The sequence below is a fragment of the Bradyrhizobium sp. CCBAU 53351 genome (assembly GCF_015291745.1).
Lineage (GTDB): Bacteria > Pseudomonadota > Alphaproteobacteria > Rhizobiales > Xanthobacteraceae > Bradyrhizobium.
In genome coordinates, this window is record NZ_CP030059.1 from 6,541,945 (window position 1) to 6,567,621 (window position 25,677).

Annotated in this window: 24 protein-coding genes; 14 read left to right on the forward strand and 10 right to left on the reverse strand. The window is 65.6% G+C overall.

Translation table 11 applies throughout. The features are described 5' to 3' along the window. Positions 1 to 66: 66 nt before the first annotated feature. Positions 67 to 1,086 carry a cyclopropane-fatty-acyl-phospholipid synthase family protein gene (locus tag XH83_RS31095; protein ID WP_194404409.1) on the reverse strand — a complete coding sequence of 340 codons (1,020 nt, stop codon included), beginning with the start codon at positions 1,084 to 1,086 and terminating at the stop codon, positions 67 to 69. 169 nt (positions 1,087 to 1,255) lie between these two features. Between XH83_RS31095 and XH83_RS31100 the strand changes: the two genes are divergently transcribed. The 4 genes from XH83_RS31100 to XH83_RS31115 all read left to right on the forward strand — a co-directional run bounded on the left by XH83_RS31100 (position 1,256) and on the right by XH83_RS31115 (position 4,230). Further along, complete coding sequence (locus XH83_RS31100) at positions 1,256 to 2,272, forward strand: flagellar motor protein MotA (RefSeq protein WP_194404410.1); 1,017 nt, start codon at positions 1,256 to 1,258, stop codon at positions 2,270 to 2,272. 159 nt (positions 2,273 to 2,431) lie between these two features. After that, positions 2,432 to 3,460, forward strand: a complete 1,029-nt coding sequence (locus XH83_RS31105; protein ID WP_194408455.1) for a peptidoglycan -binding protein — start codon at positions 2,432 to 2,434, stop codon at positions 3,458 to 3,460. Then, positions 3,460 to 3,906 carry a GNAT family N-acetyltransferase gene (locus tag XH83_RS31110; RefSeq protein ID WP_194404411.1) on the forward strand — a complete coding sequence of 149 codons (447 nt, stop codon included), beginning with the start codon at positions 3,460 to 3,462 and terminating at the stop codon, positions 3,904 to 3,906. Before XH83_RS31105 ends, XH83_RS31110 begins: the two co-directional genes overlap by 1 nt. A gap of 108 nt (positions 3,907 to 4,014) precedes the next feature. After that, positions 4,015 to 4,230 carry a hypothetical protein gene (locus XH83_RS31115; protein WP_194404412.1) on the forward strand — a complete coding sequence of 72 codons (216 nt, stop codon included), beginning with the start codon at positions 4,015 to 4,017 and terminating at the stop codon, positions 4,228 to 4,230. 168 nt (positions 4,231 to 4,398) lie between these two features. Here the strand turns inward: XH83_RS31115 and XH83_RS31120 are convergent, their stop codons facing one another. Beyond that, a complete protein-coding gene (locus XH83_RS31120) occupies positions 4,399 to 6,249 on the reverse strand; it encodes an ABC transporter ATP-binding protein/permease (protein WP_194404413.1) in 1,851 nt (616 codons plus the stop codon). 197 nt (positions 6,250 to 6,446) lie between these two features. Between XH83_RS31120 and rpmE the strand changes: the two genes are divergently transcribed. After that, positions 6,447 to 6,674, forward strand: a complete 228-nt coding sequence (rpmE, locus tag XH83_RS31125; protein ID WP_008137002.1) for a 50S ribosomal protein L31 — start codon at positions 6,447 to 6,449, stop codon at positions 6,672 to 6,674. A gap of 156 nt (positions 6,675 to 6,830) precedes the next feature. Here rpmE and XH83_RS31130 read toward each other — a convergent pair whose 3' ends face one another. Together XH83_RS31130 and XH83_RS31135 are read right to left on the reverse strand one after the other, a co-directional pair. Next, positions 6,831 to 7,340, reverse strand: a complete 510-nt coding sequence (locus XH83_RS31130; RefSeq protein ID WP_018318720.1) for a DUF1465 family protein — start codon at positions 7,338 to 7,340, stop codon at positions 6,831 to 6,833. Between the two features lie 504 nt (positions 7,341 to 7,844). Continuing rightward, on the reverse strand, positions 7,845 to 8,036 hold the full coding sequence (locus tag XH83_RS31135) for a DUF1192 domain-containing protein (protein ID WP_194404414.1): 192 nt from the start codon (positions 8,034 to 8,036) through the stop codon (positions 7,845 to 7,847). A 116-nt stretch (positions 8,037 to 8,152) separates the two neighbouring features. Between XH83_RS31135 and XH83_RS31140 the strand changes: the two genes are divergently transcribed. Further along, positions 8,153 to 9,151 (forward strand): NAD(P)H-quinone oxidoreductase, encoded by a 999-nt coding sequence (locus tag XH83_RS31140; protein ID WP_194404415.1) that lies wholly within the window; start codon positions 8,153 to 8,155, stop codon positions 9,149 to 9,151. Positions 9,152 to 9,290: 139 nt separating this feature from the next. Next, entirely contained in the window at positions 9,291 to 12,167 is a 2,877-nt protein-coding gene (locus XH83_RS31145) for an EAL domain-containing protein (protein ID WP_194404416.1), read from the forward strand. A 139-nt stretch (positions 12,168 to 12,306) separates the two neighbouring features. Here the strand turns inward: XH83_RS31145 and XH83_RS31150 are convergent, their stop codons facing one another. Beyond that, complete coding sequence (locus XH83_RS31150) at positions 12,307 to 12,570, reverse strand: hypothetical protein (protein ID WP_194404417.1); 264 nt, start codon at positions 12,568 to 12,570, stop codon at positions 12,307 to 12,309. 154 nt (positions 12,571 to 12,724) lie between these two features. On the opposite strand from XH83_RS31150, the gene XH83_RS31155 reads away from it, so the two are divergent. Beyond that, a complete protein-coding gene (locus tag XH83_RS31155) occupies positions 12,725 to 14,221 on the forward strand; it encodes a diguanylate cyclase (protein WP_194404418.1) in 1,497 nt (498 codons plus the stop codon). A 105-nt stretch (positions 14,222 to 14,326) separates the two neighbouring features. Here the strand turns inward: XH83_RS31155 and XH83_RS31160 are convergent, their stop codons facing one another. Then, entirely contained in the window at positions 14,327 to 15,205 is an 879-nt protein-coding gene (locus XH83_RS31160) for a UTP--glucose-1-phosphate uridylyltransferase (RefSeq protein ID WP_194404419.1), read from the reverse strand. A 231-nt stretch (positions 15,206 to 15,436) separates the two neighbouring features. Here XH83_RS31160 and XH83_RS31165 point away from each other — a divergent pair, with 231 nt between their 5' ends. Continuing rightward, positions 15,437 to 16,822 carry a lytic murein transglycosylase gene (locus XH83_RS31165; RefSeq protein WP_371746192.1) on the forward strand — a complete coding sequence of 462 codons (1,386 nt, stop codon included), beginning with the start codon at positions 15,437 to 15,439 and terminating at the stop codon, positions 16,820 to 16,822. A gap of 170 nt (positions 16,823 to 16,992) precedes the next feature. After that, positions 16,993 to 18,696, forward strand: a complete 1,704-nt coding sequence (locus XH83_RS31170) for a DUF459 domain-containing protein (protein WP_194404420.1) — start codon at positions 16,993 to 16,995, stop codon at positions 18,694 to 18,696. Between the two features lie 170 nt (positions 18,697 to 18,866). Here the strand turns inward: XH83_RS31170 and XH83_RS31175 are convergent, their stop codons facing one another. Both XH83_RS31175 and XH83_RS31180 read right to left on the reverse strand, forming a co-directional pair. After that, a complete protein-coding gene (locus XH83_RS31175) occupies positions 18,867 to 19,238 on the reverse strand; it encodes a CsbD family protein (RefSeq protein WP_194404421.1) in 372 nt (123 codons plus the stop codon). A gap of 92 nt (positions 19,239 to 19,330) precedes the next feature. Beyond that, complete coding sequence (locus XH83_RS31180) at positions 19,331 to 20,068, reverse strand: SDR family NAD(P)-dependent oxidoreductase (RefSeq protein WP_194404422.1); 738 nt, start codon at positions 20,066 to 20,068, stop codon at positions 19,331 to 19,333. A 97-nt stretch (positions 20,069 to 20,165) separates the two neighbouring features. Between XH83_RS31180 and XH83_RS31185 the strand changes: the two genes are divergently transcribed. Both XH83_RS31185 and XH83_RS31190 read left to right on the forward strand, forming a co-directional pair. Next, positions 20,166 to 20,945, forward strand: a complete 780-nt coding sequence (locus XH83_RS31185; RefSeq protein ID WP_194404423.1) for an SDR family NAD(P)-dependent oxidoreductase — start codon at positions 20,166 to 20,168, stop codon at positions 20,943 to 20,945. Positions 20,946 to 21,043: 98 nt separating this feature from the next. Then, the gene (locus XH83_RS31190) at positions 21,044 to 21,931 is read left to right on the forward strand and encodes a TauD/TfdA family dioxygenase (RefSeq protein WP_194404424.1); all 888 of its coding nucleotides are present in this window, start codon (positions 21,044 to 21,046) and stop codon (positions 21,929 to 21,931) included. A gap of 188 nt (positions 21,932 to 22,119) precedes the next feature. On the opposite strand, the gene XH83_RS31195 is transcribed toward XH83_RS31190, so the two are convergent. After that, positions 22,120 to 22,764 carry a YqgE/AlgH family protein gene (locus tag XH83_RS31195; RefSeq protein WP_194404425.1) on the reverse strand — a complete coding sequence of 215 codons (645 nt, stop codon included), beginning with the start codon at positions 22,762 to 22,764 and terminating at the stop codon, positions 22,120 to 22,122. A gap of 142 nt (positions 22,765 to 22,906) precedes the next feature. Between XH83_RS31195 and XH83_RS31200 the strand changes: the two genes are divergently transcribed. After that, the gene (locus XH83_RS31200; RefSeq protein WP_194404426.1) at positions 22,907 to 23,746 is read left to right on the forward strand and encodes a protein-disulfide reductase DsbD domain-containing protein; all 840 of its coding nucleotides are present in this window, start codon (positions 22,907 to 22,909) and stop codon (positions 23,744 to 23,746) included. Positions 23,747 to 23,774: 28 nt separating this feature from the next. Here XH83_RS31200 and XH83_RS31205 read toward each other — a convergent pair whose 3' ends face one another. After that, positions 23,775 to 23,984 carry a hypothetical protein gene (locus XH83_RS31205; RefSeq protein WP_194404427.1) on the reverse strand — a complete coding sequence of 70 codons (210 nt, stop codon included), beginning with the start codon at positions 23,982 to 23,984 and terminating at the stop codon, positions 23,775 to 23,777. A gap of 300 nt (positions 23,985 to 24,284) precedes the next feature. Here XH83_RS31205 and XH83_RS31210 point away from each other — a divergent pair, with 300 nt between their 5' ends. Further along, positions 24,285 to 25,652 (forward strand): flippase, encoded by a 1,368-nt coding sequence (locus XH83_RS31210; protein WP_371746193.1) that lies wholly within the window; start codon positions 24,285 to 24,287, stop codon positions 25,650 to 25,652. Positions 25,653 to 25,677 lie beyond the last annotated feature (25 nt).

Consider the following 25,677-nt stretch of genomic DNA (forward strand, 5'->3'; position numbering starts at 1 on the left):
CGATTTCGCGAGTCACCGGATCGTGAATCGAGTTCCCTTCCGGCGTGCTGCGACAGAAGTTCGCAATTACCCGGCAGCTTTCAACCGATATTGGCTGACGCCCCATTCGGTTCCATCGGCGTAGCCGAACAGGCCCGATGTCGCGAGCAGGAACCAGCGCCAGCGCCGCAGCCAGAGCGCGGTCTCCTCGCCATAGACCTTGCGCAACGACGCCTCGATCGTGTCGCGATGCCTATCGCAATTGGCGAGCCAGTCGTTCGCGGTGCGCTGATAATGCGTGCCGCTCCAGCACCATTCCTTCTCGACCGTGAAGACGTCGTCGAATTGCCTGACGAGGTGATGGCTTGGCATCAGACCGCCCGTGAAGACGTGCTGCGCAATCCAGTCGTCGCGATCGAGCCGGTCGAACAGCTGCGAGCCGGAGCGGTGGCTGACGATTTGCATGAAGAACCGCCCCTCGGGCGCGAGCCATGAGCGCAGGCGCGTCATCAGCTTGCGCCAGTTCATCATCTGCTCGAACATCTCGACCGAGACGATGCGGTCGAACTGGCCGTCGGGCGCGAACACGTTCATGTCCGCGGTGACGACGCGCAGGTTCAGCAAACCCCGCCGCTGCGCCTCCGCCTCGACATGAGCGCGCTGCGCCTGCGAGGTCGACACGGCCGTCACCTTGGCGTGCGGAAACTGCCGCGCCATCCACAGCGACAGCGAGCCCCAGCCGCAGCCCAACTCGAGGATGGTCTGGCCGTCGGCGAGACCGGCATGCTCGACGGTCTGGCGCAAGGCCTCCTCCTCCGCCTCCTGCAAGGTGCTCGAATCGGTCTTGTAGAAGCAGCAGGAATATTTGCGGCAGGGGCCGAGCACGTCGGCGAAGAACGAAGCGGGCACCTCGTCACGCCCGGCCTCGGAATCCTCGACGATCGGCCGCAGCATCATCCGGCCGGCGAAGGCGGCGTCGGTGGCCGCGTCATGGCTGGCGAGGCGCGTTGCAGTGCGGGAGCACAGGCGCTGGATCGCGGCGCGGATCACGAGGTCCGGCAGCGGCACGCGTTCGGCAGTCCCCATAATCGCGGAAACGACGCTCATGCGGCCCCCCGAATAGCGAACTTCTGCAGATACCTGTCTATCAAAGCGCCGCTTCCGGTCCGGGTTCCCAGCGCCGTCCCCGAAATCGGCGCATCCGGCGCTTTTTTTGGGCTGCCGCTGTGCCATAGTGCGCACCGCAAGCAAGTTTTCGTAACGGATGATACCGGCCATGCCGTCTGGCACTTCCCGCTCCACCATGGATATCGAGTACACAAAACTGTCCTCGCCCAGCGTCTTCCTGGTGCGGATGCTGGTCTTCCTGGTGCTGTGCACGCTGGTGGGCGTGGTGCTCTACAAGCAGATCATCCAGGCGTTCTTCGCCAATCCCGGGCTCAATGCCCTGATCGGCGGGGTGCTGTTCATCGGCATCATCCTGGCCTTCCGGCAGGTCATCCGCCTCTACCCTGAGGTCTCCTGGGTCAACAATTTCCGCATCGCCGATCCCGGCCTGGCGCCGGCCCGGCACCCGAAACTGCTGGCGCCGATGGCGGCCATCCTCGGCGGCGAGCGCTCCGGCCGGATGTCGATCACCCAGACCACCATGCGGCATTTGCTCGATTCGATCGCGACGCGCCTCGACGAAGCCCGCGACATCTCGCGCTACATGACCGGCCTTTTGGTCTTCCTCGGCCTGCTCGGCACCTTCTGGGGCCTGATCGAGACGGTCGGCTCGGTCGGCAAGGTGATCGACGGGCTCAAGGTCGGCGGCGATTCCGGCGCCCTGTTCGACACCCTGAAGGAGGGCCTCGCCGCCCCGCTCGGCGGCATGGGCATTTCGTTCTCGAGCTCCCTGTTCGGCCTCGCCGGCTCGCTGATCCTCGGCTTCCTCGATTTGCAGTCGAGCCAGGCGCAGAACCGCTTCTACACCGACCTCGAGGACTGGCTCGCCACCACCGTGCGGGAATATGGCAGCGGCGACGTCGCGGTCGCGTCCGGCGGCGGCGGGGTCGCCAGCGGCGAACTGCAGGCCGCGGTCGAACGCTTGCGCTCCGTGCTCGAGGAAGGCGGCACCAGCCGCGGCACCACGGCGGCAATGGCGAGCCTTGCCGAAGCCATCCAGGCCCTGGTCTCGCACATGCGCACCGAGCAGCAGATGATCCGCGAATGGGCCGACGGCCAGGGCGAGCAGAACCGCGAGATCCGGCGCCTGCTGGAGCGCCTCGCCCGGCAGCCGGAGAAGAGCTGAAGATCAAACGGAGGTCTCGTGCTCGGACGCGATGCAGCACGAAGTGATGCGTCGCCGAGCCGGGGCCCAGCACCTTCTGAATGACAGATGGGTCCCGGCTCTGCGCAGCAGCGTTGCAGGCTGCAGCGCGTCCGGGACACGAGAGTGGAGATCGACGATATGGCACTGGCCCGCGGCCGCCGCAGCGACAGCTCCTTCAATTACTGGCCCGGCTTCGTCGACGCGCTGTCGACGCTGGTGCTGTCGATCGTGTTCCTGCTGTCGGTGTTCCTGGTGGTGCAGTTCTTCCTGTCCCAGGAGGTTACCGGCAAGGACAAGGCGCTGGAGCAGCTCAACGCCAAGATCGCGCAACTCAACGAGCTGTTGTCGCTGGAGAAGCTCGGCAAGCTCACGCTCGACGACCAGGTCTCGCAACTGAAGGCAGGCCTTGCCTCGGCCGAGGGCGAGCGCGACCGCATCAAGGGCCTCTATGACGGTCTCGCCGCCGCCGGCAACGACGCGCAAGGCAAGACCTCCGAGCTCGGCAAGGCGCTGGATTCGGAGAAGGCGGTCTCGGCGCGGGCGCTGGCGCAGATCGAGGTGCTGAACCAGCAGATCAGCGCTTTGCGCCGGCAGCTGGCCGCGCTGGAGGAGGCACTCGACGCCAGCGAGAAGCGCGACAAGGAATCGCAGAACCGCATTGCCGATCTCGGCTCCCGGTTGAACGTGGCGCTGGCGCAGCGCGTGCAGGAATTGTCGCGCTACCGCTCCGAGTTCTTCGGCCGCCTGCGCGCCATCCTCGGCAACCGGCCCGACATCCGCATCGTCGGCGACCGCTTCGTGTTCCAGTCCGAAGTGTTCTTCGACACCGGACAGGCGATGCTGCTGCCCGAGGGCCGCGCCGAGCTCGACACGCTCGCGACCGCGCTGATCGAGCTCGACAAGAAGATCCCGAACGAGATTCCCTGGGTGCTGCGCGTCGACGGCCACACCGACATACGCCCGGTCAACGGCCCGAACTTCAAATCGAACTGGGACCTGTCCGCGGCACGCTCGATCTCGGTGGTGCAATATCTGGTCTCGCTCGGCGTGCCCGCGCAGCGCCTCGTCGCGGCCGGCTTCGGCGAATTCCAGCCGCTCGATCCCGGCAATACCGAGGAAGCCTACAAGCGCAACCGCCGCATCGAGCTGAAGCTGACGGAGCGGTAGTGAGCGCGATCCACCTCCGCCCCTATCGGCCCGAGGACGAAGCCGCCTCGATCGACCTCTGGCATCGCAGCTGGCAGCAGGCCTATCCGCAGATCGACTTCGCGGCGCGGCTGGAATGGTGGCGCGAGCGCTGGCGCAAGGATCTGGTGCCGAAGGCGCAGGTCGTGGTGGCCGAACAGGACGGCGCGCTGACCGGCTTCGTCACCATCGACGGCGAGGGCTATCTCGATCAGCTCGTGGTCGATCCTGATCACTGGGGCTCGGATGCCGCGCGGCTGCTCGTCGATGAAGCCAAGCGCCTGTCGCCCTCAGGCGTGACGCTGCTCGTCAACAAGGACAATTCCCGCGCCATCCGCTTCTACGAGCGCAACGGCTTTGCCCATGCCGGCGACGATGTGAACCCGACCTCGGGCCGGCCGGTGCTGAAGTTGGCGTGGAAGGCGTGATCCCGACGTAAGTAATTCCGGCGGGCGTGAGGCCCGTCACGCAGGGATCCAGGAACGTCTGCTAGTCGTTGATGCAGAGCAGCGATGACAAGCGGATGGAGACGAGCGATGAAGCTGCGCGATTGGGCTCAAGGTTCCTCGGTCTTTCTGGCCGTCATCGTCGCCGGATATGTGTCGACGAGCTATGTCGACCAGCGCTTTGCATCGATCGGGACGCATGCTCCGGCGAACGGCCCTGCCCCGACGGCCTGCGTCGGCGAGGACGGCAGCTGGAAGAACTGGCCGTGGCCGAACGTGCCGACGCTCTCGCCGAAGTGCCGGTAAGTCGACTGAGGGGCGCCAGCCCTTGCGCCAAGCTCCGCTGTCATCACCCGCGAAGGCGGGTGATCCAGTACTCCGAGACAGTGAGGTTAGAACCGAGGCGCCGCGGCGTACTGGATTCCCCGCCTGCGCGGGGAATGACACTGTGGTTGTGGTGACGATCGAAGCCCCTTACGCCCCCTCGAACTGCAGCCGCGCCAGCCGCGCGTAAAGTCCGTTCGCGGCGACGAGCTCGGCATGGGTGCCCTGCTCGACGATCCGGCCCTGGTCCATCACCAGGATGCGGTCGCAGGACAGCACGGTGGCGAGGCGGTGCGCGATGACCAGCGTGGTGCGGTGGCGCATCAGCTCCTCCAGCGCGGTCTGCACCAGGGTCTCGCTCTCGGCATCGAGCGCGGACGTCGCTTCATCGAGCAGCAGCAGCGGCGCATCGCGCAGGATGGCGCGCGCGATCGCGATGCGCTGGCGCTGGCCGCCTGACAGCGTCACGCCGCGCTCGCCGAGCGGAGTCTCGAAACCTTCCGGCAGGCGGCGGATGAACTCGGCGGCATGGGCGAGCTCGGCGGCGCGCTCGACTTCGGCATCGGTCGCATCGGGCCGGCCGAAGCGGATGTTCTCGCGGGCGCTCGCGGCGAACACGTTGGATTCCTGCGGCACCAGCGCGATGCGCGAGCGGAAATCGCTGGGATCGGCGGACTTGACCGGCACGCCGTCGAGCGAGATCGCGCCGCTGCGCGGATCGTAGAAGCGCAGCAGGAGGTGGAAGATCGTGCTCTTGCCGGCACCGGACGGACCTACGATCGCGACCTTCTCGCCGGGCCGCACGGTGAACGACACGGCATCGAGCACATTGACGTCGCGCCGCACCGGATAGGCGAAGCTGACCTGATCGAAGCCGACCTCGCCGCGTGCCGGCACAGGCAGCGCGCGCGGAGCCGCAGGGGCCTTGATCTCGGGCTTCACATGCAGGATCTCGAACAGGCGCTCGGCCGCGCCGGAGGCCGACGAGACCTCGCCCCAGACCTCGCTGAGCTGGCCGAGGCCCGCTGCCGCGAACACCGCATACAGCACGAACTGACCGAGCCGGCCCGGCGAAATCGCGCCCGTGAGGACGTCATGCGAGCCGATCCAGAGGATCGCGACCACGCTTGCGAACACGATGAAGATGATGATGGCCGTGAGCACGGCGCGCGCCTGGGTCGAGGTGCGCGCGGCCTCATAGGCCTGCTCGACCTCGCCGCCGAAACGCTTCTCGGCGAACCCTTCGCTGGTATAGGCCTGCACGGTGCGGATCGCGCCGACCAGTTCGCCCGCATAGGCGGAGGCCTCGGCGAGCGTGTCCTGCGCGTTGCGCGACAGCCGGCGCACCCAGCGCCCGAAGGCGACCAGCGGCAGCACGATCAAGGGAATGGCCAGCAGCACGAAACCCGACAGCTTCGGGCTCGTGATCACCATCATCGCGGTGGCGCCGAGGAACATCATCAGATTTCGCAGCGCGATCGAGACGGAGGCGCCGACGGCCGATTTGAGCTGGGTGGTGTCGGCGGTGAGCCGCGAGATCAATTCGCCGCTGCGCGCGGAATCGAAGAAGGCGGGAGACAGCGAGAGCAGATGCGCGAAGACGTCGCGCCTGAGGTCGGCGACGATGCGCTCGCCGATCGTCATCACCAGATAGTAGCGCGCGGCGCTGGCGAGTGCGAGCACGCCGACCACCGCGAGCATCACCGAGAAGTAGCTGTTGATCAGCTCGATGCCTTCAGGGGTCAGGCCGAAATCGATCATCCGGCGCACCGCGATCGGTACCAGCAGCGTGGTCAGGGCCGCGACCGTGAGCGCGACGAAGGCCAGCGCCGCCCGGCCGCGATAGCGGCTGACATAGGGCGCCAGCGCGAGCAGCGGCCGCAGCTTGGCACGGCCCTTGGCCGGCTCTTCGATCAGCTCGGCTTCGATCGAGGTTGTGTCCGCGGCGTTCATTCCGGGCTGATCGACATATTGGCCATCAAGCCGTTCCACTGCGCTCATGAGATCCGACCCATTGCATTCGTTTGCTCCCAATAGGCCGGTGCAACAGTAGTGGCAAATCCGGGATGTCCCTTAGGGGCAAACCCGGTTCACCGCGCAAGCCCGGCTTGTTTTACGGGGTTTCGTGGGGTATAGAGCCGGCCAAATCCGTCATTCGCGAGCCACCAGAACAGGCGCCGGGCGCCGAGGAATTTGCCATGAAAGCCGAAATTCATCCGAATTATCATACGATTAAGGTCGTGATGACCGACGGTACCGAGTACCTGACCCGCTCGACCTGGGGCAAGGAAGGCGACACGCTGAACCTCGACATCGACCCGAAGTCGCACCCGGCCTGGACCGGCGGCAACGCCCAGATGCTGGACCGCGGCGGCCGCGTCTCGCGCTTCCAGAAGAAGTTTTCGGGCTTCCTCAAAAAGGATTGATCCGGCCCGCAAGGCCGGAGACGGAAAACGCCCCCGGAGAGCCGGGGGCGTTTTTGTGTTTTTGGGACTGTCGTTCCGGGGCGATGCGTAGCATCGAACCCGTAACCTCGATTCCGGGTTCGGCTCTACGAGCCGCCCCGGAATGACAACGCGGCGTTACCTTTCGAACGCGGCCTTCAGCGCGTTGAGGTGCGGCACCAGCGGATTGCCGATCGCAATGTGCTCGGCCGGCGGGGTGTGGATGGTGGTGTCGAGGCGGCGCACGCGGGTCTGCAGGCTCATCGAGCGATGGATCAGGTCCTGGAGCTGCGAGGGCAGCTTCTCGATGGTGTCGGTGGGGCCGGGATCGGCGGCGCTGAGCTTGACCTTGGTCTTCTCGCGATTGGCCTGGCTCAGCGTCATCTCGCCTTCCTTCACCGCGCGGTGCAGCAGCAGCCAGGAGGCGAGCTGCATCAGGCGGGTGGTGAGGCGCATGCTCTCGGTTGCGTAGGTCAGGCTGACGGCACGGTCGAGCGCCTTGGCCTCGGTGCGGCCGGCACCGTCGAGATAGGCGGCGGTCTCTTCGACGAGATCCATGCCCTCGCGGAACAGGACGCCGAACGCCGCAGAATTGGTGAACCGCTCGCTGAGTTGAACGAGAGCGCCGTCGGCCTGCAAACGTTCCATGGTTAACGCCTCTTACGCAACTGTTTGACTGTCCGGCTTTGGCGCCGGCTTATGATGAACAAATCATTGCGCGGGCGGGACGCCGAGTCCAGTGACAAGCGCGGATATGGTTTCCGCGGGTCATTCCCAGGAATTCAACCGCAACGGGATGCAAAAAGCAAAAAAAGAGCCGCCGGAGACCGGCGGCTTTTGAAGTTGATAACAGGGAGGCGTCAAACAGAGTGGACAGGAGCCACTCGGTGTCCAAACGAGGACAGTTCCAGTCATAAAGTGAAAAGCTTAATCCGGAGTAAACGAGCGAATTTTTTGAGAGTTCGTTAGCCATGTCGGCCAGTGGCCGAGCGTGCCCCGGACGCGGTGCGGCACGAAGTGCTGCACGGCTGAGGCGGGGCCCAGTTCTTTGGCAGATGCATGGGGTGAGGCGTGGATCCCGGCTCTGCGGAGCGGCGCGCTGGACGATGCTTCGCATCGCCAGGGCCGCACCGCGTCCGGGACACGAGATCGCTACTTCTTGAAGAAATGATCCGCCGCATCGCGCGAGGCGCGCTTCTTGGTGGCGGCTTCTTCCAGCCTGACGATCTCGGTCTTGAGCAGCGTGACGCGCTCGGTCAGTTCCTCCACCGACAAGAGTGAGAGATCCTGTCCGATTTCGTGCGTGATCTTCTTGCGCGGGCGGTCGTCGTCTTCCATCGCCATCGTCGTTCCTCCTCTCGTCCGCGGACCGGACCCACGGCTGAAGCGGTTGCCAGCCCGGACCGCTCTGGCTAAGCAAAGGCCTCGTTTCCTCCCGCACCTTTGCTCAAGGACACATCATGGACAAGCTGCCCGCGCAAATGACCGTGGTCGCCATCTCCAAGCCCGGCGGACCGGAGGTGCTGATTCCTGAGCAGCGCAGCGTTCCGCAGCCCGGACCGGACGAGATTTTGGTCAGGGTGCAGGCCGCCGGCGTGAACCGGCCCGACGTCGCGCAGCGCTCCGGCGCCTATCCGCCGCCGCCCGGCGCCAGCGACCTGCCCGGCCTGGAGATCGCCGGTGAAGTGGTCGCGGTCGGCAGCAACGCCAAGCGGCACAAGATCGGCGACAAGGTGATGTCGCTGGTCGCCGGCGGCGGCTATGCGCAGTACTGCATCGCCCAGGACGCCCAGGCGATGAGCGTGCCGCCGGCGCTGTCGATCAAGGAAGCCGGCGCGCTGCCGGAAACCCTGATGACCGTCTGGCACAATGTGTTCGAGCGCGGCGGCCTGAAAGCCGGCGAGACGCTGCTGATCCACGGCGGCTCCTCCGGCATCGGCACCATGGCGATCCAGCTCGCGAAGGCGTTCGGCGCGAAAGTGTTCGTCACCGTGGGATCGCAGGACAAGATCGACGCCTGCCTCAAGTTGGGCGCCGACCGCGCCATCAATTACAAGACGGAAGACTTCGTCGCCGTGGTCAAGGAAGCGACCAACAAGGAAGGCGTCAATCTGATCCTCGACATGGTCGCCGGCGAGTATGTCGATCGCAATTATGATGCCGCCGCGGTGGACGGCCGCATCGTGCAGATCGCAACTCTCAACGGGCCCAAGGTCAGCGTCAACATCGCCAAGGTGATGGTCAAACGCCTCACCCATACCGGCTCGACCCTGCGCCCCCGTACTAATGCGGACAAGGCGGCGATGGTGGCCGCAATCGAAGCGAAAGTGATGCCGCTTTTGCGCGAAGGCCGCGTCAAACCGCTAATGGACAGCACTTTCCCGCTGGAAAAGGCAGCCGATGCGCATCGGCGCATGGAGACGAGCGCACATATTGGCAAAATTGTGTTGGAGGTCTAGGCCGCCGGCCCACAGGGCGAGGCGGAAACCCTTTGATTTTCCTCGCTTTCGTGGCATCTATCGCGACGCACCGAACCACTTTCGTTCGGTCTGAAATCGTCTTCACCGAAGAGTTTGCGTCGAACGCGGAGAACTGACCTTGCGTCTGATCAGGTGCCTCGCGCCCATCGCGCTGGGCCTCATGATGCTCGTTGCCGCGTCCCCTGCACGCGCGCTCGACGCCGTCAGCGTTCGCAGTGACGCGCCCGCGATCGACCTCACCGGCGTGCTCGAGCATCAGCGCAGCGATGCCGATCGCATCCAGGTCTCCACCGCGCCCGGCACCGACGGCATCGTCCGCCGCATCGAGGTGCGCGCCCGCGAGGGCGGCCAGAACTGGGTGGTGTTCGCGCTCGCCAACAACACCGACGACCAGCTCGACCGCCTGATCGTCGCCCCGCATTACCGCATCGTCTCCTCAGGGCTGTTGTGGCCCGACCTCGGCCTGTCGCGCATCGCCACCATCACGCCCTCGACCGGCGACCGGCCGGAGCGGCAGGAAAGCCCGACCGCCGACGTCTTCCGAGTCACGCTCGACCCCGGCGCCGTCATCACCTTCGTCGCGGAGCTGCGCACCGACAAGCTGCCGCAACTCTATCTGTGGGAGCCGGAAGCCTACAAGGACAAGGTCAACTCGTTCACGCTGTACCAGGGCATCGTGATCGGCATCTCCGGCTTGCTCGCGTTGGTGCTGACCATTCTGTTCGTGGTGAAGGGCAGCATCATGTTCCCGGCCGCCGCGGCACTGGCCTGGGCGGTGCTGGTCTATATCGGCGTCGACTTCGGCTTCTGGGGCAAGGTGCTCGACATGTCGAACAACGCCGAGCGCATCTGGCGCGCGGCGGGCGAAGCGATATTGGCGGCGACGCTCTTGGTGTTCCTGTTCGCCTATCTCAATCTCAGCCGCTGGCACGTGCGCTATTCGCACATCACGGTGGGCTGGCTCGCCTTCCTGGGATCGCTGGTCGCGCTCGCGCTGTTCGATCCGGCCGTCGCCTCCGGCATCGCGCGCATCTCGCTGGTGCTGATCGCCTTCGCGGGCTTCGCGCTGATCGTCTATCTCTCCACCCACGGCTTCGACCGCGCCGTGCTGCTGATCCCGACCTGGTTCCTCCTCGTGGTCTGGGTGGTCGCGGCCGGCATGACGGTCGCCGGCTCCGTCACCAACGACATCGTCGGCCCCGCCCTGCTCGGCGGCCTCGTGCTGATCGTGATGCTGATCGGCTTCACGGTGATGCAGCACGCCTTTGCCGGCGGCGGCGCCTCCACCGGCGTCGTCTCCGACATCGAGCGGCGCGCCCTGGCGCTGGCCGGCTCCGGCGACCTGATCTGGGACTGGGACGTTTCGGCCGACAAGGTTTTCACCAGCCCCGAAACGGAAGCCCTGCTCGGCCTCAAGCGCGGCACGCTGGAGGGGCCTGCGGCCTCCTGGCTCGAGGTACTGCATCCGCTGGATCAGGACCGTTTCCGCGCCGCGCTCGACAGCGTGCTCGACCAGCGCCGCGGCCGCCTGGTGCAGGACTTCCGGCTGCGTACCCCCGATGGCCACTTCATGTGGTTCGCGCTGAAGGCGCGGCCGGTGGTCGGCTCGGACGGCGAGGTCTCGCGCGTCGTCGGCACGCTCACCGACGTCACCGAGCTGCGCAACGCCGAGGAGCGCCTGCTGCACGATTCCGTGCACGACAACCTCACCGGCCTGCCCAACCGCAAGCTGTTCATGGACCGGCTCGGCGCGGTCGCGCATTTCGCCAAGACCATGCCGACGCTGCGGCCGACGCTGATGGTGATCGACCTCGACCGCTTCAAGCAGGTCAACGATTCCGTCGGGATCGCGGTCGGCGATTCCATCCTGCTGACGCTGGCCCGCCGCCTCACCCGCATCCTGAAGCCGCAGGACACGCTGGCCCGCATGGCCGGCGACCAGTTCGGCCTGATCCTGCTGTCGGAGCAGGACCCGGCCCGCATCACCGCCTTCGCCGAGACCATCCGCAAGACCATCCGCGCGCCGATCGCCTTCAACGACCGCGAGATCTTCCTGACCGCGTCGATCGGCCTCGCGCTCTCCGATCCGCAAACGCAGCTCACGGACGAGATCATCAAGGACGCCGAGCTTGCGATGTATCATTCCAAGCGCATCGGCGGCGACCGCATCGACGTCTACAAGCCGGCGATGCGGGCGCGGAAGACCGATCGCCTGACGCTGGAGAGCGAGCTGCGCCGTGCCATCGAGCGCCAGGAGCTGACGATCCTGTATCAGCCGATCGTGCGGCTCGAGGATCGCTCCGTCGCCGGCTTCGAAGCGCTGGTGCGCTGGGATCACCCCAAGCTCGGACGCATGGCGCCGTCGGAGTTCATCACCATCGCGGAAGAGACCGGCCTGATCGTCGATCTCGGCATGTTCGTGCTCGACCAGACCGCAAAGCAGCTTTCGGTGTGGCAGCGCGCGATGCGCTCGCGCGAGCCGATCTTCGCCTCCGTCAACGTCTCGTCGCGGCAATTGCTGCGCCACGACCTGATCCACGACATCCGCACCGTGCTGTCGCGCTCCTCGGTGGCGCGCGGCACGCTGAAGCTGGAATTGACGGAATCGCTGGTGATGGAGAACCCGGAGCACGCGGCGCAGATGCTGACGCGGATCCGCGAGCTCGGCACCGGACTGTCGCTCGACGATTTCGGTACCGGCCATTCCTCGCTGGCCTATCTGCAGCGCTTCCCGTTCGACACCATCAAGATCGACCAGTCCTTCGTGCGCACCACCAACCGCGGCACGCGGCCGGTGATCCTGAAGTCGATCATCGCGCTCGCCCACGATCTCGGCATGGACGTCGTCGCCGAGGGCGCCGAGACGGATTCGGACGCGGTCGAGCTCTACCAGATGGGCTGCGAATACGCCCAAGGCTTCGCCTTCGGCGAGCCGATGGATGCCGATGCCGCGATGCGGCTGCTGACGGAAGTGCGGCTGGAAGCGGCGAGCTGATCTTCTTCTTTCTCCCGGGTTGTCTCCGCGAGTTCAACCGCAAGAGATTGGCTCGCGGAGAGAACCCCTCACCCGTCTCGCCGCTACGCGGCGAGCCACCCTCTCCCACAAGGGGAGAGGGGAAGAGTGTGCCACTGCGCTACCAGCGCCTCTGCGGCTTGCGCTTTGTGAACCGCACGCTCGTACCATCGGGCATGCGCGTCGCGACGAAGCCCGCGGCGAGGCACGCTTCGCGCTGCGGCATCTGGATGTCGGGGCTGCGCAGGCTGTCCCACCACGAGGCACGATTGGCCGCGCGCGGCAGGGCCGCGCCGATGATCTCTTCGATCTGCTCGAAGCTCAGCACCAGCTCATCCTGCTTCTGCCGCATCAGATAGTCGCGCAACGCGTCGTAGTCGTTCACATCAGTCCTCTTGTCCGAAACCGGGTCTGCCCACACCGGGCCTGCCCAAAACCGTGGGCTGCGTATACCGATTCTTAACTCACTACGGCAGCTCCGTCCTGCCTTAAACACTGCTCAAGCTTTCGGGCGCATCCACTAATATCGGGAGCGAGCGATGTTATCTGGATGGCGCGACGTCATGGCCCGCCGGCCGTGGCGGATTTCGGCGAAGCTGCTGATCATCTCGTCCGTGGTGACGGTGATCGGCTTTTCCGCCATTTGCGTCAACGTGATGCTCGACATGCGTCGCGGCGAGGAGGCGCTCGCCCGTCAGACGCTCGAGAACCTCGCGACGACCATCCAGTCCGACGTCAGCCGCAACGTCGAGATCTACGACCTCTCGCTGAAGGCGGTCGCCAGCAACATGCTGCTGCCCGAGCTGGCGACGGTGTCGAAGCCGGTCCGTCACCTGATCCTGTTCGATCACGCGACGACGGCGAGGCATTTCGGCGCCATCCAGGTGTTCGACCCCGAGGGCAGGCTGGCCATCGACGCCTCCACGCTCGATCCCCTCCCGGAGAACCGGAGCGAGGAAGACTATTTCAGGGTCCATCGCGACAATCCCGAGGCCGGGCTCTTCATCAGCCGCCCGATGCTGTTCCGCGGCGCTTACTCGATCGTGCTGAGCCGGCGCATCAGCGACACCGACGGTGGATTCCTCGGCGTCGTCGCCGGCTCGATCCGCTTCAGCTATTTCCACGAATTGTTCGAGCGGCTGAACCTCGACCCCGAAGACACCATCACCGTCCTCAAGCGCGACCGCACCATCATGATGCGGCGGCCGTTCGATCTCGACATCATCGGCACGAACCTGAACGACCGCCGGGCCTGGAAGGCGGACAACCTCCCGGTCGGCGCCGCCTATTCCGGACAGGGCCCGGTCGATCCGACGCCGCGGCTCTATGTCCGCAGCGCCGACAGCGGACCGCTGTTCGTGGTGGCGGGCAAGCCTCTGGCCGCGGTTTTCGCGCTCTGGCAGAAAGAGGCGTTTCGCATCGGCGCCGTGGTGCTGGTGCTCGCGCTGTTCGTGCTGGGATCGACCCTGGTGCTGGCGCGGGAGATCGGCCGGCGCGCCGAGGCCGAGCGCAAGCTCGAGGAGATGGCGACGACGGACGCGCTCACCGGCCTGAAGAACCGCCGCAAGTTCGATTCCGTCATCGACGTCGAATGGCGGCGCGCCATGCGCCAGAAGGCGCCGGTCGCGCTGCTCATGATCGATGCCGATCACTTCAAGGCCTACAACGACACGTTCGGCCATCAGGCCGGCGACCAGGTGCTGGTCGGCATCGCCATCTGCATTTCCGATTCGGTGAGCCGGGCCGGCGACTGTGCCGCGCGCTATGGCGGCGAGGAATTCGCCGTGCTGCTGCCGAACATCTCGGCCGCCGACGCCTTCAAGGTCGCCGAGGCGATCCGCACCAAGGTGCAGGGCTGGTCCGATGAGCAGGTGATCTTGACGGTGTCCTGCGGCGTCGCCAGCCTCATTCCCACCGCCGGCATGGACTGGTCGGTCCTGGTCGCCGCCGCCGACAAGGCGCTCTATGCGGCGAAAGCGGGCGGGCGCAATCAGTCGGTGGTGGCGAGCCTTCCGAAGCTGTCGCTGGTGGCGTGAGGCGCTACGCCGCCGTTATTGAACGCGACGCAATCCGCCACACCACCGGTGTCGTCCCTGCCTAGTGCGCAATTGCGCACTAGGCAGGGACGACGGCGTGGGTGGCTATGACTGCCCCAGATACTTCTTCATCTCCGCGATCAACCCGTCGCGCAGCTCCGGCCGCTTCAGGCCGTAGGCGATGTTGGCGCGCAGGAAGCCGGGCTTGGAGCCGCAATCGTGGCGCTCGCCCTCGAACTCGACGCCGTAGAATTTCTGCGATTTGGCAAGGCCGATCATGGCGTCGGTGAGCTGGATCTCGCCGCCGGCGCCGCGCTCCTGCGTCTCCAGGATCTTGAAGATCTCGGGCTGCAGGATGTAGCGGCCGGTGATCGAGAGGTTGGAGGGCGCGGTGCCCTTGGCCGGCTTCTCGACCATGCCGTCGACCTCGAACATCTTGCCGCTGCGCTTGCCGACGCCGCAGATGCCGTATTGATGAGTGAGATGGTCGGGCACCGCCTCGACGGCGACCAGATTGGATTTCTCGCCGAGCGAGGATGCCATCTCGATCATCTGCTTGAGGCAGCCCGGCGTGTTGAGCACGAGCTCGTCGGGCAGCACCACGGCGAACGGCTCGTTGCCGACGATGTCGCGCGCGCACCAGACCGCGTGACCGAGGCCGAGCGGCGCCTGCTGGCGGGTGAAGCTGACGGCGCCGGCTTCGGGCTGGTTCTGCGCCAGGATGTCCTGCTCGGCCTTCTTGCCGCGCGCCGCAAGCGTCGCGTCGAGCTCGAACATCCGGTCGAAATGATCTTCGATGACGTTCTTGTTGCGGCCGGTGACGAAGACGAAGTGCTCAATGCCGGCCTCCCTCGCCTCGTCATAGACGTACTGGATCAGCGGCTTGTCGACGATGGTCAGCATTTCCTTCGGCATCGCCTTGGTGGCGGGCAGGACACGGGTGCCGAGGCCGGCGACGGGGAATACTGCTTTGCGAATTTTCATGGGATTGTTCGAATACCTGGGGGCAGATGGAACGAAGCTGGAAGCGGAGCCAAGAATGGAGCAATGGCATCTTGCTAGCCTGTTTGCAGCCGCCAACAAAGGCGGATGTGGGGCCTCATCCGCGCAGAGTTAAGAAAAAGGCCGCCACCAAAATTTCACCTTTGTTAAGCTATTGGCAACCGTAACCAGGCCTCCTGATGGCGGATTTTTGAACAGCCCGACGGGTGGGACATGATGCGATCGGTGGCAGGGCAAGCAAGACGGGCGGTATCCGCAACGGGCGCAATGATGATTGCGGCCGTTCTGCTGCTGCCTGCCGGCGCGCATGCCCAGGCGCAGAACGGCCTGTCCAACCTGTTCGGCGGCATCTTCTCCGGCCCCAATCCTGCGCCGTCGCAAGCCCCGACGAGCTCCGGCGGCCCCCAGCCCTGGAGCGGCGAGGACGGCGCCTCCGGCCATCCCTTGATGGCGGCTACGGCGATCCGCGAGGCCGCCGGCAATTTCAATAATTGCGTCGCCGGGATGTGGCCCGATGCCGCACGACGCGGCGTCACGCAGGAAAACTTCCAGCGCTTCACGGCGGGCCTCAGCCCCGATCTGCGCATCATGGATCTCATGGATTCGCAGCCAGAGTTCACCAAATCGATCTGGGACTATCTCGACATCCTCGTGAACGACAACCGTCTCGCCAAGGGCCGCGAGGTGCTCGCCAAATACAAGGCGCAGTTCGACGCTACCGAGAAGGCCACCGGCGTCGACCGCTACATCATCGCCTCGATCTGGGGCATCGAGTCCAATTACTCGACACAGATGGGCGACCGCAGCGTGCTGCAATCGACCGCGACGCTCGCCTGCATCGGCCGCCGCCAGGCCTATTTCAAGGACGAGTTTCTCTCGGCGCTCGAGATCGTCAACCGCGGCGATCTCAGGCCGGAGCAGATGCGCGGCTCCTGGGCCGGCGCCTTCGGCCCGACCCAGTTCATGCCGACCGCGTTCAAGCGCTTTGCCGTCGATGGCGATGGTGACGGCCGCCGCGACGTCGTCGACAATCCCACCGATCTGATCGCCTCCACCGCCAACAATCTGAAGAAGGACGGCTGGCAGGCCGGCCAGACCTGGGGCTTCGAGGTCGTGGTGCCCCAGGGCTTCAACTACATGCTGGCCGACCGCGCCAAGGCGATGCCGATCGCGCAATGGGAGAAGCTCGGGCTGAAGCGGGCGACCGGCCAGCCCTTCCCGCATCCGGCCGAGAAAGCCTATCTGCTGGCCCCGGCGGGCGCGCAGGGACCGGGCTTCCTGATGCTGCAGAACTACCGCGTCATCATGAAATACAACCCGGCCGAGGCCTATGCGCTGGCCATCGGCCATTTCGCCGACCGCCTGCGCGGCGGGCAGCCCTTCGTGCAGCCCTGGCCGCGCCAGGAGCGCGAGCTGTCGCGCACCGAGCGGCTGGAACTGCAGCAGCTGCTGGCCCAGCGCGGCTTCTACAAGGGCACCCCGGACGGCCAGTTCGGCGGCCAGACCCGGGAAGCCCTGCGTAACTTCCAGGCCTCGATCGGGGTGCCCGCCGACGGATTTGCCTCCTCCGACGTGCTGGACCGGCTGCGCGGGCGGTAAAATCGTCCCGAAAATAACCCTGAACAGGGATTTCGCCCGCCGACCTTGACGGAGGCGGCTGTTCCCCGGTGTATGGGACAAGAATCTGCGATGGAATTTGCCCGTTTGGCGCCCGATTCCGTTACTATATTGAGCCAATCCCGATCCCCGTTGCGCGTGCCCGAGATCGCATGTCGAAGAAGTCCCTGTTCAAGGCGCTGACCGAGACCGGCCCGCTGATCGCGCTGGGGACGGCGCTTGCGATTCTGGTGTCGGTTGCGGGGCCTGCCTCGGCACAGTTCTTCAACTTCCCTGGCTTCGGCGGTCCGCCGCAGCGCTCGGCGCCGCCGCCGCAACGCGGCGGTGGTGGCGGCGGATGGTTCGGTGGCGACTTCTTTGCACCGTTCCAACAGCAACAACCGCAGGCACCGCGCCAGGATTTTTCGCGCGCGCCGGGGCCGGCCAAGCGCGACACGATCCCTGAGAAGAACGTGCTGGTGCTCGGCGACGCGATGGCCGACTGGCTCGCTTATGGCCTGGAAGACGCCTATGCCGAGCAGCCCGACATGGGCGTGATCCGCAAGCACAAGACCGTTTCAGGCCTGATCAAGTACCAGCCGAAGGGTGAGCCCTCGGACTGGGCGGCGGCGGCAAGGGGCATCCTGGAGACCGAAAAGCCCGACGTCATCGTCGTCATGCTCGGCCTCAACGACCGCGCCGCGATCCGCGAGCCGGCGGCGGAGAAGCCTGCGGACAAGGACAAGAAGAGCGACAAGGGCGCGCGCGGCAAGCCACAGGGAAAAAGCGACGGAAAGCCCGGCGAGACGAAGCCCGGCCACGATACAGCCGCCAAGCCCGACGACAAGCCTGCCGATGCCGACCTGCCGCAGGATGACGCCGACAACGCCGACACGCCGGCGGCCGCCCCCGAAAAGACCGCCCGCAATCCGAACGGCCTCTACGAATTCCGCGACGAGCGCTGGATCGAGCTTTACGGCAAGAAGATCGAGGAGCTCGCGAACGTCCTCAAATCCAAGGGCGTGCCGGTGCTCTGGGTCGGCCTGCCCGCGGTTCGCGGACCCAAGGGCACCGCGGATACGCTGTTCCTTGACTCGCTCTATCGCGAGGGCGCGGCCAAGGCCGGCATCACCTATGTCGATGTCTGGGACGGTTTCGTCGACGAAGCCGGCCGCTTCCTGCAGAAGGGCCCGGACTTCGAAGGCCAGATCCGCCAGCTGCGCAGCTCTGACGGCGTCTATTTCACCAAGGCCGGCGCGCGCAAGCTCGCGCATTATGTCGAGCGCGAGATCACGCGCCTGTTGGCGGGACGCTCCGGCCCGATCGCGCTGCCGAGCGAGCCTGCGACCCCCGATACCAGCGCCGAGCCCGGCAAGCCCGCGCCGCGGCCGTTGGCGGGGCCGATCGTGCCGCTGGTTGCCGCCTCGATCTCGACCGATCAATTGCTGGGCGGCCCGGGCTCGCGTCCCGCCGCCGTCGATGCGCTCGCAGCAAAAACGATGGTGAAGGGCGAGCCGCTGGCAGCTCCCGCCGGCCGCGCCGACGATTATGCCTGGCCGCGCCGCGAAGTCGGCCGCGAGCAGGCCAAGGGCGATACGCCTGTTGCCGCGACGACGCCTGACGGCAACGGCCCGAATGCACCGGGGGCAGCCGCTGCGATCGCGCCGCCGAAGCTGGCGCCGAAGAAGCCGCCGGTCCCGCCGCAACAGCCGGCACAGGCGAGCCCATCCTTCCGGGATTTCTTCGGCTTCGGCTCACCGCAGCCGGCACCGCCGCGTCAACTGACGCCCGCGCCCGGACCTCGCAATCCGAATCCCAATCCGGGGGTCCCGCGTCCGCCGGGTAACGTCGGACGTTCGGCGGAGATGTTCCGGTAATTTCGGAACGGCGATCGCGTGTCCCGCACGCGCAGCAGCGTAGACGCTGCGCAGAGCCGGGATCCAATTCCTCTCACGGCCTTCGAAAAAGAACGTGCCCCGGCTCAGCAGCGCACCACTGCGTGGCGCGCTGCGTCCGGGGCACGAGATGCGTGCTTGTCGCTCAGCCCTCAGTAGCGCCAGCGCGACGGCGGGGGACGACGCGCGGGGCGCGACATCAGCAGCGCGAGCGCGAAGCCGATGCCGCCGGCCACCATCAGCGCACCGAGCGGATTGTCCTGCACCTTCTTCGACAGCGCCTGTGTGCCATCGCGGAAAGTGTCGCCGCTGTTGTCATAGGCGTCCTTGGCGTAGCTGGTCGCGGTGTCCGCGGCGTCACGCACGGCATCCTTGGCCTGGCCGTAGAGATTCTGCACGGTGCCCGCAGCCTCGCGTGCCTTGCCTGAGGCCTGCGTCTTGGAATCGCCTGCCATGTCTCCGATCGCGCTTTCCGCCTTACCTGCGTAGTCCTTGGCCGCGCCAACAATCCGATCCGTATCCATGATGCTCCTCCTCGGGGGTCAGCCCAAGTAACCGATCAGGAGCAGCGCAGTTCCAAGCCATGACGAAAGTGTATGTGTGGCCCGGCAACAAACTACAAAATCAGCCCGCCATCGACGACCAACGTCTGGCCAATGATGTAGGACGACAGCGGCGAGGCCAGGAACAGGGCCGCGCCCGCCATATCGGCCGGCGTGCCCAATCGCCGCAGCGGGATGCGCGCGAGCGCGCCTTCGAGCCGCTTCGGGTTGTCGGTCGTCACCTTCGTCATCTTGGTGTCGACGAGCCCCGGCGCGATGCCGTTGACGCGGATGCCGTCCTCGGCCCAGGCCTCGCCCAGCGTCCGCGTCAATCCGGCCGCGCCGGTCTTCGAGGCGTTATAGGCGGGATTGCCCATGGTGGAATGATAGGCCGCGGTCGAGGACACCATGATCAGCGCGCCCTTCGCATCCCGCAACATGGGATGAAAACGCGTGGCGCAAGCCATCAGGCTCATGAGATTGACCTCCACCACCTTGCGGAATCCGGCCATCTCGAATTCGCCGCGACGATAGAGCACCGCGCCTTGCGCGAGCACCAGCACGTCCAGCCTGTCGAAGGACGGCTTGAACGCTTCGACCGCAGCGGGGTTGCTGACGTCGAGCTGCGCGTAGGAAAGACCCGTGAGATCGGAGCCCTCCTCCGCGGAATATTCCGTTGCGCGAGCACGCGTGCCGCAAACCGCGACCTGCGCGCCCCGCGCGCGAAACGCCTGCGCGATACCGTTGCCGATCCCGCTCGAACCACCGACGACCAGCACCTGCTTGCCTGAGAAATCGAGCTCGTTCGCCATCGCGGCCTCCCTTTTGTCTTGCTTGTTTGACCTGTCTGCGGATCGGTGCCAGCCTTGTCAATCATAACAAGAACAAGCGACTTCCCGAGGAAACAACATGTCCGAGTTCAAGGAGCTCAGCCGGTCCGTCAAGGGCCTGACCGTTCTCGTCACCGGCGCGGCGAGCGGGATAGGGCGCGCGACGGCGCGCGTGTTCGCCGCTGAAGGCGCGAACGTTGCCGTCACCGATTTCGACGCGCAAGGCGCGCAGGCGGTTGCCGGGGAGATCGCCGCGAGCGGCGGATCAGGAAAGGCATGGAAGCTCGACGTTGCCGACGGCGGCGAGATCAAGCGCGTCGTTGACGAGATCGCCGCGCATTTCGGTGGGCTCGACATCGTGGTCAACAATGCCGGCATCTCCGTGCGGGTCGCGATCGACGACGAGGCCTATGAGGACGCTTGGGCCAGGGGCATCGCGGTGATGCTGACGGCGCATCCGCGCATCATCCGCGCCGCGCTGCCGCATTTGCGCAAGTCCAAGTGCGCGCGCATCGTCAACATCGCTTCGACCGAGGCGCTCGGCGCCACCGCATTGCACAGCCCCTATTCGGCAGCGAAGGGCGGCGTTGCCAGCCTCACCCGCTCGCTCGCCGTCGAGCTCGGCCGCGAAGGCATCACCGTCAACTGCATCTGCCCGGGCCCGATCCGCACCGCGATCACCGACCGCATCTCGGAAGAGCACAAGACGATCTACGCCAAGCGCCGCACCGCGCTCGGACGCTACGGCGACCCCGAGGAGGTCGCGCACATGACACTGAGCCTGTGCCTGCCGGCGGCGTCGTTCCTCACCGGCGCGGTGATTCCGGTGGATGGCGGGTTGATGGCGCGGAACGCGTGAGAGCCATGCATGCCGAGCGTTGACAACGCCGGGTCGGAGAGTAGCTTTTTCGCCGACAGAGCGGGACCAACCGCTCGCGACCCGCGGGAGAGAACGTCATGACGATCGCCATCCGGCAGCTTCAGAAGCATTTTGTCGGCGAGGTCTCCGGCCTCGATCTGCGAAAGCCTCTCACGGAGGCCGAAGCACGCGAGGTCGAGGCCGCCATGGACAAATACGCGGTGCTGGTCTTCCACGACCAGGACATCACCGACGAGCAGCAGATGGCCTTTGCGCTCAATTTCGGCCAGCGCGAGGACGCCCGGGGCGGCAACATCACCAAGGCCGACGAATACCGCCTCAGCTCGGGCCTGAACGACGTCTCCAACCTCGGCAAGGACGGCAAGCCGCTGCCGAAGGACAGCCGCGCCAATCTGTTCAACCTCGGCAATTGCCTGTGGCACTCCGACAGCTCGTTCCGCCCAATCCCGGCAAAATTCTCGCTGCTGTCGGCGCGCGTGGTGAACCCGAAGGGCGGCAACACCGAATTCGCCGACATGCGCGCCGCCTATGATGCGCTCGACGACGAGACCAAGGCGGAGATCGAGGATTTCATCTGCGAACATTCGCTGATGTATTCGCGGGGATCGCTCGGCTTCACCGAATACACCGACGACGAGAAGCAGATGTTCAAGCCGGTGCTGCAACGGCTGGTGCGGACCCATCCCGTGCATCGTCGCAAGTCGCTGTATCTGTCATCGCATGCGGGCAAGATCGTCGGCATGAGCGTGCCGGAGGGACGCCTCTTGCTGCGCGATCTCAACGAGCACGCGACGCAGGCGGAGTTCGTCTACGTCCACAAATGGAAGCTGCATGACCTCGTGATGTGGGACAACCGCCAGACCATGCACCGCGTCCGGCGCTACGACCAGTCGCAGCCGCGCGACATGCGCCGCGCCACGGTGGCAGGAACGGAGCCGACGGTGCAGCAGCAGGCGGCGGAGTAGGAACGACCGGACGCAACGCTACTCAGCAATCGGTGTCATCGCCCGGCTTGACCGGGCGATCTAGCATTCCAGAGATGGCTGTGATCGAACCGAGAAGCTGCGGCGTACTGGGTCGCCCGGTCAAGCCGGGCGACGACAGCGGTGGGTGGCGCAACACCGGAGTATGTCGCCACCGACAAACGCACCAGCTACGCGTGTCCGGCCTCGTTCGAGAGCATGCCGGGGTCGATGCCGATCTTGTGCAGGGCGCGGTTGTATTTGTCGTCGACGTCGTCGCCGAAGATCAGATCCGCATCCGCATCGCAATGCAGCCAGCCGTTGCTCTGGATTTCGGTCTCGAGCTGGCCCGGCGCCCAGCCGGCATAGCCGAGCGCCAGAATGGCGTGCTTGGGGCCCGAGCCGTTGGCGATGGCGCGCAGGATGTCGACGGTCGCCGTGAGGCAGACGCCGTCATCGATCCGCAGCGTCGCGTTCTCGATGTAGAAGTCGCTCGAATGCAGCACGAAGCCGCGGCCGGTATCGACCGGGCCGCCGCGCAGCACCTTCATGCTTTCGGCATTCTCAGGCAGCTTGATGTGCTCGCCCTTCTTGATGATGCCCAGTTGCTGCAAGAGCTCGGGGAAGTCGATGCTGCCGGCCGGGTGGTTGACGATGATGCCCATCGCTCCCTCCGCCGAATGGGCGCACAGATAGATCACCGAGCGCTCGAAGCGGGAATCGCCCATGATGGGCATCGCGATCAACAGCCGGCCGTCGAGATAACCGGCCGAATTCGGGAGTCCGGAGCCCGCCCCGCGGGTGCTTTCGCCCGTCCTCTTGCCTGTGGGAGCCATCGGTGAAGCACTCCGGTTTCAATTCCTATCCTGATGTCGGGCCGGGCCGCTGTCAAATCAAGGCTTGCAGGGATGCGATTCAAGTGCATCCATCACAAGCAATTCAATGGTTTGCGCGAGGGCGACCCTGTAAAGACGTGCCATGCTCACAAGAGTTCCCCTGCATGCGGCGATTGGCGTCGCGACAACCCTGCTTGCGTCGTCACTGGTCATCGCAGCCCACGCCGATGACGCTTCGCCGTGGCAGCGCGACGGACATTCCGCAGTGCGGCTATTGGCGGGATCCCGCAGCGGCGCCGTCCTGCTCGGCGGTATCGCCTTCCAGCTCCAGCAGGGGTGGAAAACCTATTGGCGCAGTCCCGGCGATTCTGGCGTTCCGCCGCGGTTCGACTTCTCGAAGTCGGACAATGTCGAGGCGGTGACGATCATGTGGCCGGCGCCGCTGAAATTCGACGATGGCGCCGGCGGCCATTCGATCGGCTATCATGACCAGATCGTGCTGCCCTTGCGCATCGTCGCCAAGGCGGCCGACAAGCCCGTGACCTTGCGTGCCGAGATCAATTACGCCGTGTGCGAGAAGCTCTGCATTCCGGTCGACGCCAAACTCGAGCTCGGCTTCAACAACGTTGCCTCCACCGAGGATGCCAATTTGCGCGCGGCGCTCGACGCTGTGCCCAAGCCAGCCAATATCGGCGATCCCAATCCGCTCACCATCCGCGACGTCAAGCGCGACGGTCCCAAGAACGTGGTGGTCGACGTCGTCGTGCCCGACAGCCGTAACGTCAATCTGTTCGTGGAAGGGCCGACGCCCGAATGGGCGTTGCCGATTCCGGAGCCGGTCAAGGAAAGCCCGGCCGGCGTGAAGCGCTTCTCGTTCGAACTCGACGGCCTGCCGCCGGGCGCCAAGCCCGACGGCGCAGCGCTGAAATTCACGCTGGTCGGACCGGAGAAGTCTTACGAGTTCAATACCAACCTGGAATAGCTCGTCGCGGACGGAGCAACGAAGCCGATCAGGATGCGGGGCAGACCTTCGAAGTCTGCTTTTCCTGCAGCTTCTTCGTGCAATATGTGCTGCAGCGCTGACCGCCGACCTTGGCGCAGTAAGCCAGGCACTTTTCGTAGGAACATCCCCAGGCGTCCGCCCGCGCGGGCGTCATGGAATAGAGATCGAAGCTGGCCATCGCGGCGAGCACGGTCATGCACATCATGAATCGAGTCATCAATCGCTCCTTCTGAAAAGGCCTGAAAATGGCGTCCCGTGCGCGACCAACCGGCCCGCACATATTCCAAATGAATTCACTATGCGGCCAGCATAGTTCGAGGCGGCCCGGAAGGTCACGCGCTAAATTGGAGGGATTGCGGCAACGACGCCATCCGCGCCCCCGCGCCAAGCGAAATGACGTTCGCCTCCCTGCGCCGGCCTTCGGAGGAAGCCGCCGGAGGCGGTCCAACCGAATCTTAAGGAATGGTTGCTAAGTCCCGGGCCTGCCGCAGCACGCGGGACGCCCTGGGGACTCTTCGTGGCCGTGATGGATGCAGAACCCGCAACGACCGGACCGGCCGGCCTGATCGCGCGGCTGCGGGCCAAGTTGACGGGCGGCTCGAGCGAGGCCTCGCTGACGCGGCGGCTCGCCGGCACCATCTTCATCATCCGCGTCATCAGCGCTGGGCTCGCTTATTTTTCGCAGGTGCTGCTCGCACGCTGGATGGGCACGTCCGATTACGGCATCTATGTCTATGTCTGGACCTGGGTGCTGCTGCTCGGCAGCATGATGGATTTCGGCATCTCGGCCTCGGCGCAGAAAATCATTCCGGAGTATCGCGCCAGCGGTGAGCAGGCGCTGCTGCGCGGCTTCCTCTCCGGCAGCCGCTGGCTGACTTTTGCCGTGTCTGCGCTGGTGTCGCTCGCCCTTGCCGGCATCGTCAGGCTGCTGTCGCCCTGGATCGACCCGGCGGAGGAGCTGCCGCTCTATATCGGCTGCATGACGCTGCCCGCCTTCGTGGTCGCCAACACCCAGGACGGCATTGCGCGTTCGCATGACTGGATGCAGCTGGGCTTGATGCCGCAATTCATCATCCGCCAGGCGCTGATCATCGGCATCACCGGCGCGGCCTTCCTGCTCGGCTATCATCTCGGTGCGGTCGCCGCGATGGTTGCGAGCGCCGGTGCCGTCTGGATTGCAATGAGCGGGCAGATGGTGGTGCTGAACCGTAAGCTCGCCAGTCACATCGCGCCCGGACCCAAGACCTACGACATCCGCGGCTGGCTCGCCGTCTCGCTGCCGATCCTCTTGGTCGAGAGCTTCTATCTGCTGCTGTCCTATACCGACGTGCTGGTGCTGCAACAGTTCCGTCCCTCCGACGAGGTCGGCGTCTACTTTGCGGTGGTGAAGACGCTGGCGCTGGTCTCGTTCATCCACTACGCGATGTCGGCGACGACGGCACATCGCTTCGCCGAATACAACGCAAGCGGCGACAAGGCACGGCTGTCGGCCTATGTGGCGCATGCGATCAACTGGACGTTCTGGCCGTCGCTTGCGGCGACCATCGTGCTGCTCGCGCTCGGCAAGCCGCTGCTCTGGCTGTTCGGGCCGCAATTCGTGATCGGTTACGACATCATGTTCGTTGCCGCGATCGGGCTCGTGGTGCGCTCGGCCATCGGGCCGGTCGAGCGGCTGCTCAACATGCTCGGTCAGCAGAAGATCTGCGCGCTCGCTTATGCGCTGGCCTTCGTGATGAACGTCGTGCTCTGCATCGCGCTGGTGCCGCGCTACGGCGGCCACGGCGCCGCGGCCGCGACCTCGATCTCCCTCAGCTTCGAGACGGTGCTCCTGTTCTGGATCGTGCGGCAGCGGCTCGGACTGCACGTGCTGGCGTTCGGTAAATAGGCGCTGCGCGCCTGCCCTGCTCGCT

Bases quoted from the DNA above. Each gene is read 5' to 3' on its own strand.
- XH83_RS31160 (WP_194404419.1), bottom strand. From the start codon at position 15,205: ATGAAAATTCGCAAAGCAGTATTCCCCGTCGCCGGCCTCGGCACCCGT.
- XH83_RS31205 (WP_194404427.1), bottom strand. From the start codon at position 23,984: ATGACTCGATTCATGATGTGCATGACCGTGCTCGCCGCGATGGCCAGC.
- XH83_RS31100 (WP_194404410.1), top strand. From the start codon at position 1,256: ATGCCGTCTGGCACTTCCCGCTCCACCATGGATATCGAGTACACAAAA.
- XH83_RS31165 (WP_371746192.1), top strand. From the start codon at position 15,437: ATGATGCGATCGGTGGCAGGGCAAGCAAGACGGGCGGTATCCGCAACG.
- XH83_RS31190 (WP_194404424.1), top strand. From the start codon at position 21,044: ATGACGATCGCCATCCGGCAGCTTCAGAAGCATTTTGTCGGCGAGGTC.
- XH83_RS31105 (WP_194408455.1), top strand. From the start codon at position 2,432: ATGGCACTGGCCCGCGGCCGCCGCAGCGACAGCTCCTTCAATTACTGG.
- XH83_RS31135 (WP_194404414.1), bottom strand. From the start codon at position 8,036: ATGGCGATGGAAGACGACGACCGCCCGCGCAAGAAGATCACGCACGAA.
- XH83_RS31170 (WP_194404420.1), top strand. From the start codon at position 16,993: ATGTCGAAGAAGTCCCTGTTCAAGGCGCTGACCGAGACCGGCCCGCTG.
- XH83_RS31195 (WP_194404425.1), bottom strand. From the start codon at position 22,764: ATGGCTCCCACAGGCAAGAGGACGGGCGAAAGCACCCGCGGGGCGGGC.
- XH83_RS31175 (WP_194404421.1), bottom strand. From the start codon at position 19,238: ATGGATACGGATCGGATTGTTGGCGCGGCCAAGGACTACGCAGGTAAG.
- XH83_RS31140 (WP_194404415.1), top strand. From the start codon at position 8,153: ATGGACAAGCTGCCCGCGCAAATGACCGTGGTCGCCATCTCCAAGCCC.
- XH83_RS31155 (WP_194404418.1), top strand. From the start codon at position 12,725: ATGTTATCTGGATGGCGCGACGTCATGGCCCGCCGGCCGTGGCGGATT.
- XH83_RS31200 (WP_194404426.1), top strand. From the start codon at position 22,907: ATGCTCACAAGAGTTCCCCTGCATGCGGCGATTGGCGTCGCGACAACC.
- XH83_RS31120 (WP_194404413.1), bottom strand. From the start codon at position 6,249: ATGAGCGCAGTGGAACGGCTTGATGGCCAATATGTCGATCAGCCCGGA.
- XH83_RS31115 (WP_194404412.1), top strand. From the start codon at position 4,015: ATGAAGCTGCGCGATTGGGCTCAAGGTTCCTCGGTCTTTCTGGCCGTC.
- XH83_RS31130 (WP_018318720.1), bottom strand. From the start codon at position 7,340: ATGGAACGTTTGCAGGCCGACGGCGCTCTCGTTCAACTCAGCGAGCGG.
- XH83_RS31095 (WP_194404409.1), bottom strand. From the start codon at position 1,086: ATGAGCGTCGTTTCCGCGATTATGGGGACTGCCGAACGCGTGCCGCTG.
- XH83_RS31180 (WP_194404422.1), bottom strand. From the start codon at position 20,068: ATGGCGAACGAGCTCGATTTCTCAGGCAAGCAGGTGCTGGTCGTCGGT.
- rpmE (WP_008137002.1), top strand. From the start codon at position 6,447: ATGAAAGCCGAAATTCATCCGAATTATCATACGATTAAGGTCGTGATG.
- XH83_RS31185 (WP_194404423.1), top strand. From the start codon at position 20,166: ATGTCCGAGTTCAAGGAGCTCAGCCGGTCCGTCAAGGGCCTGACCGTT.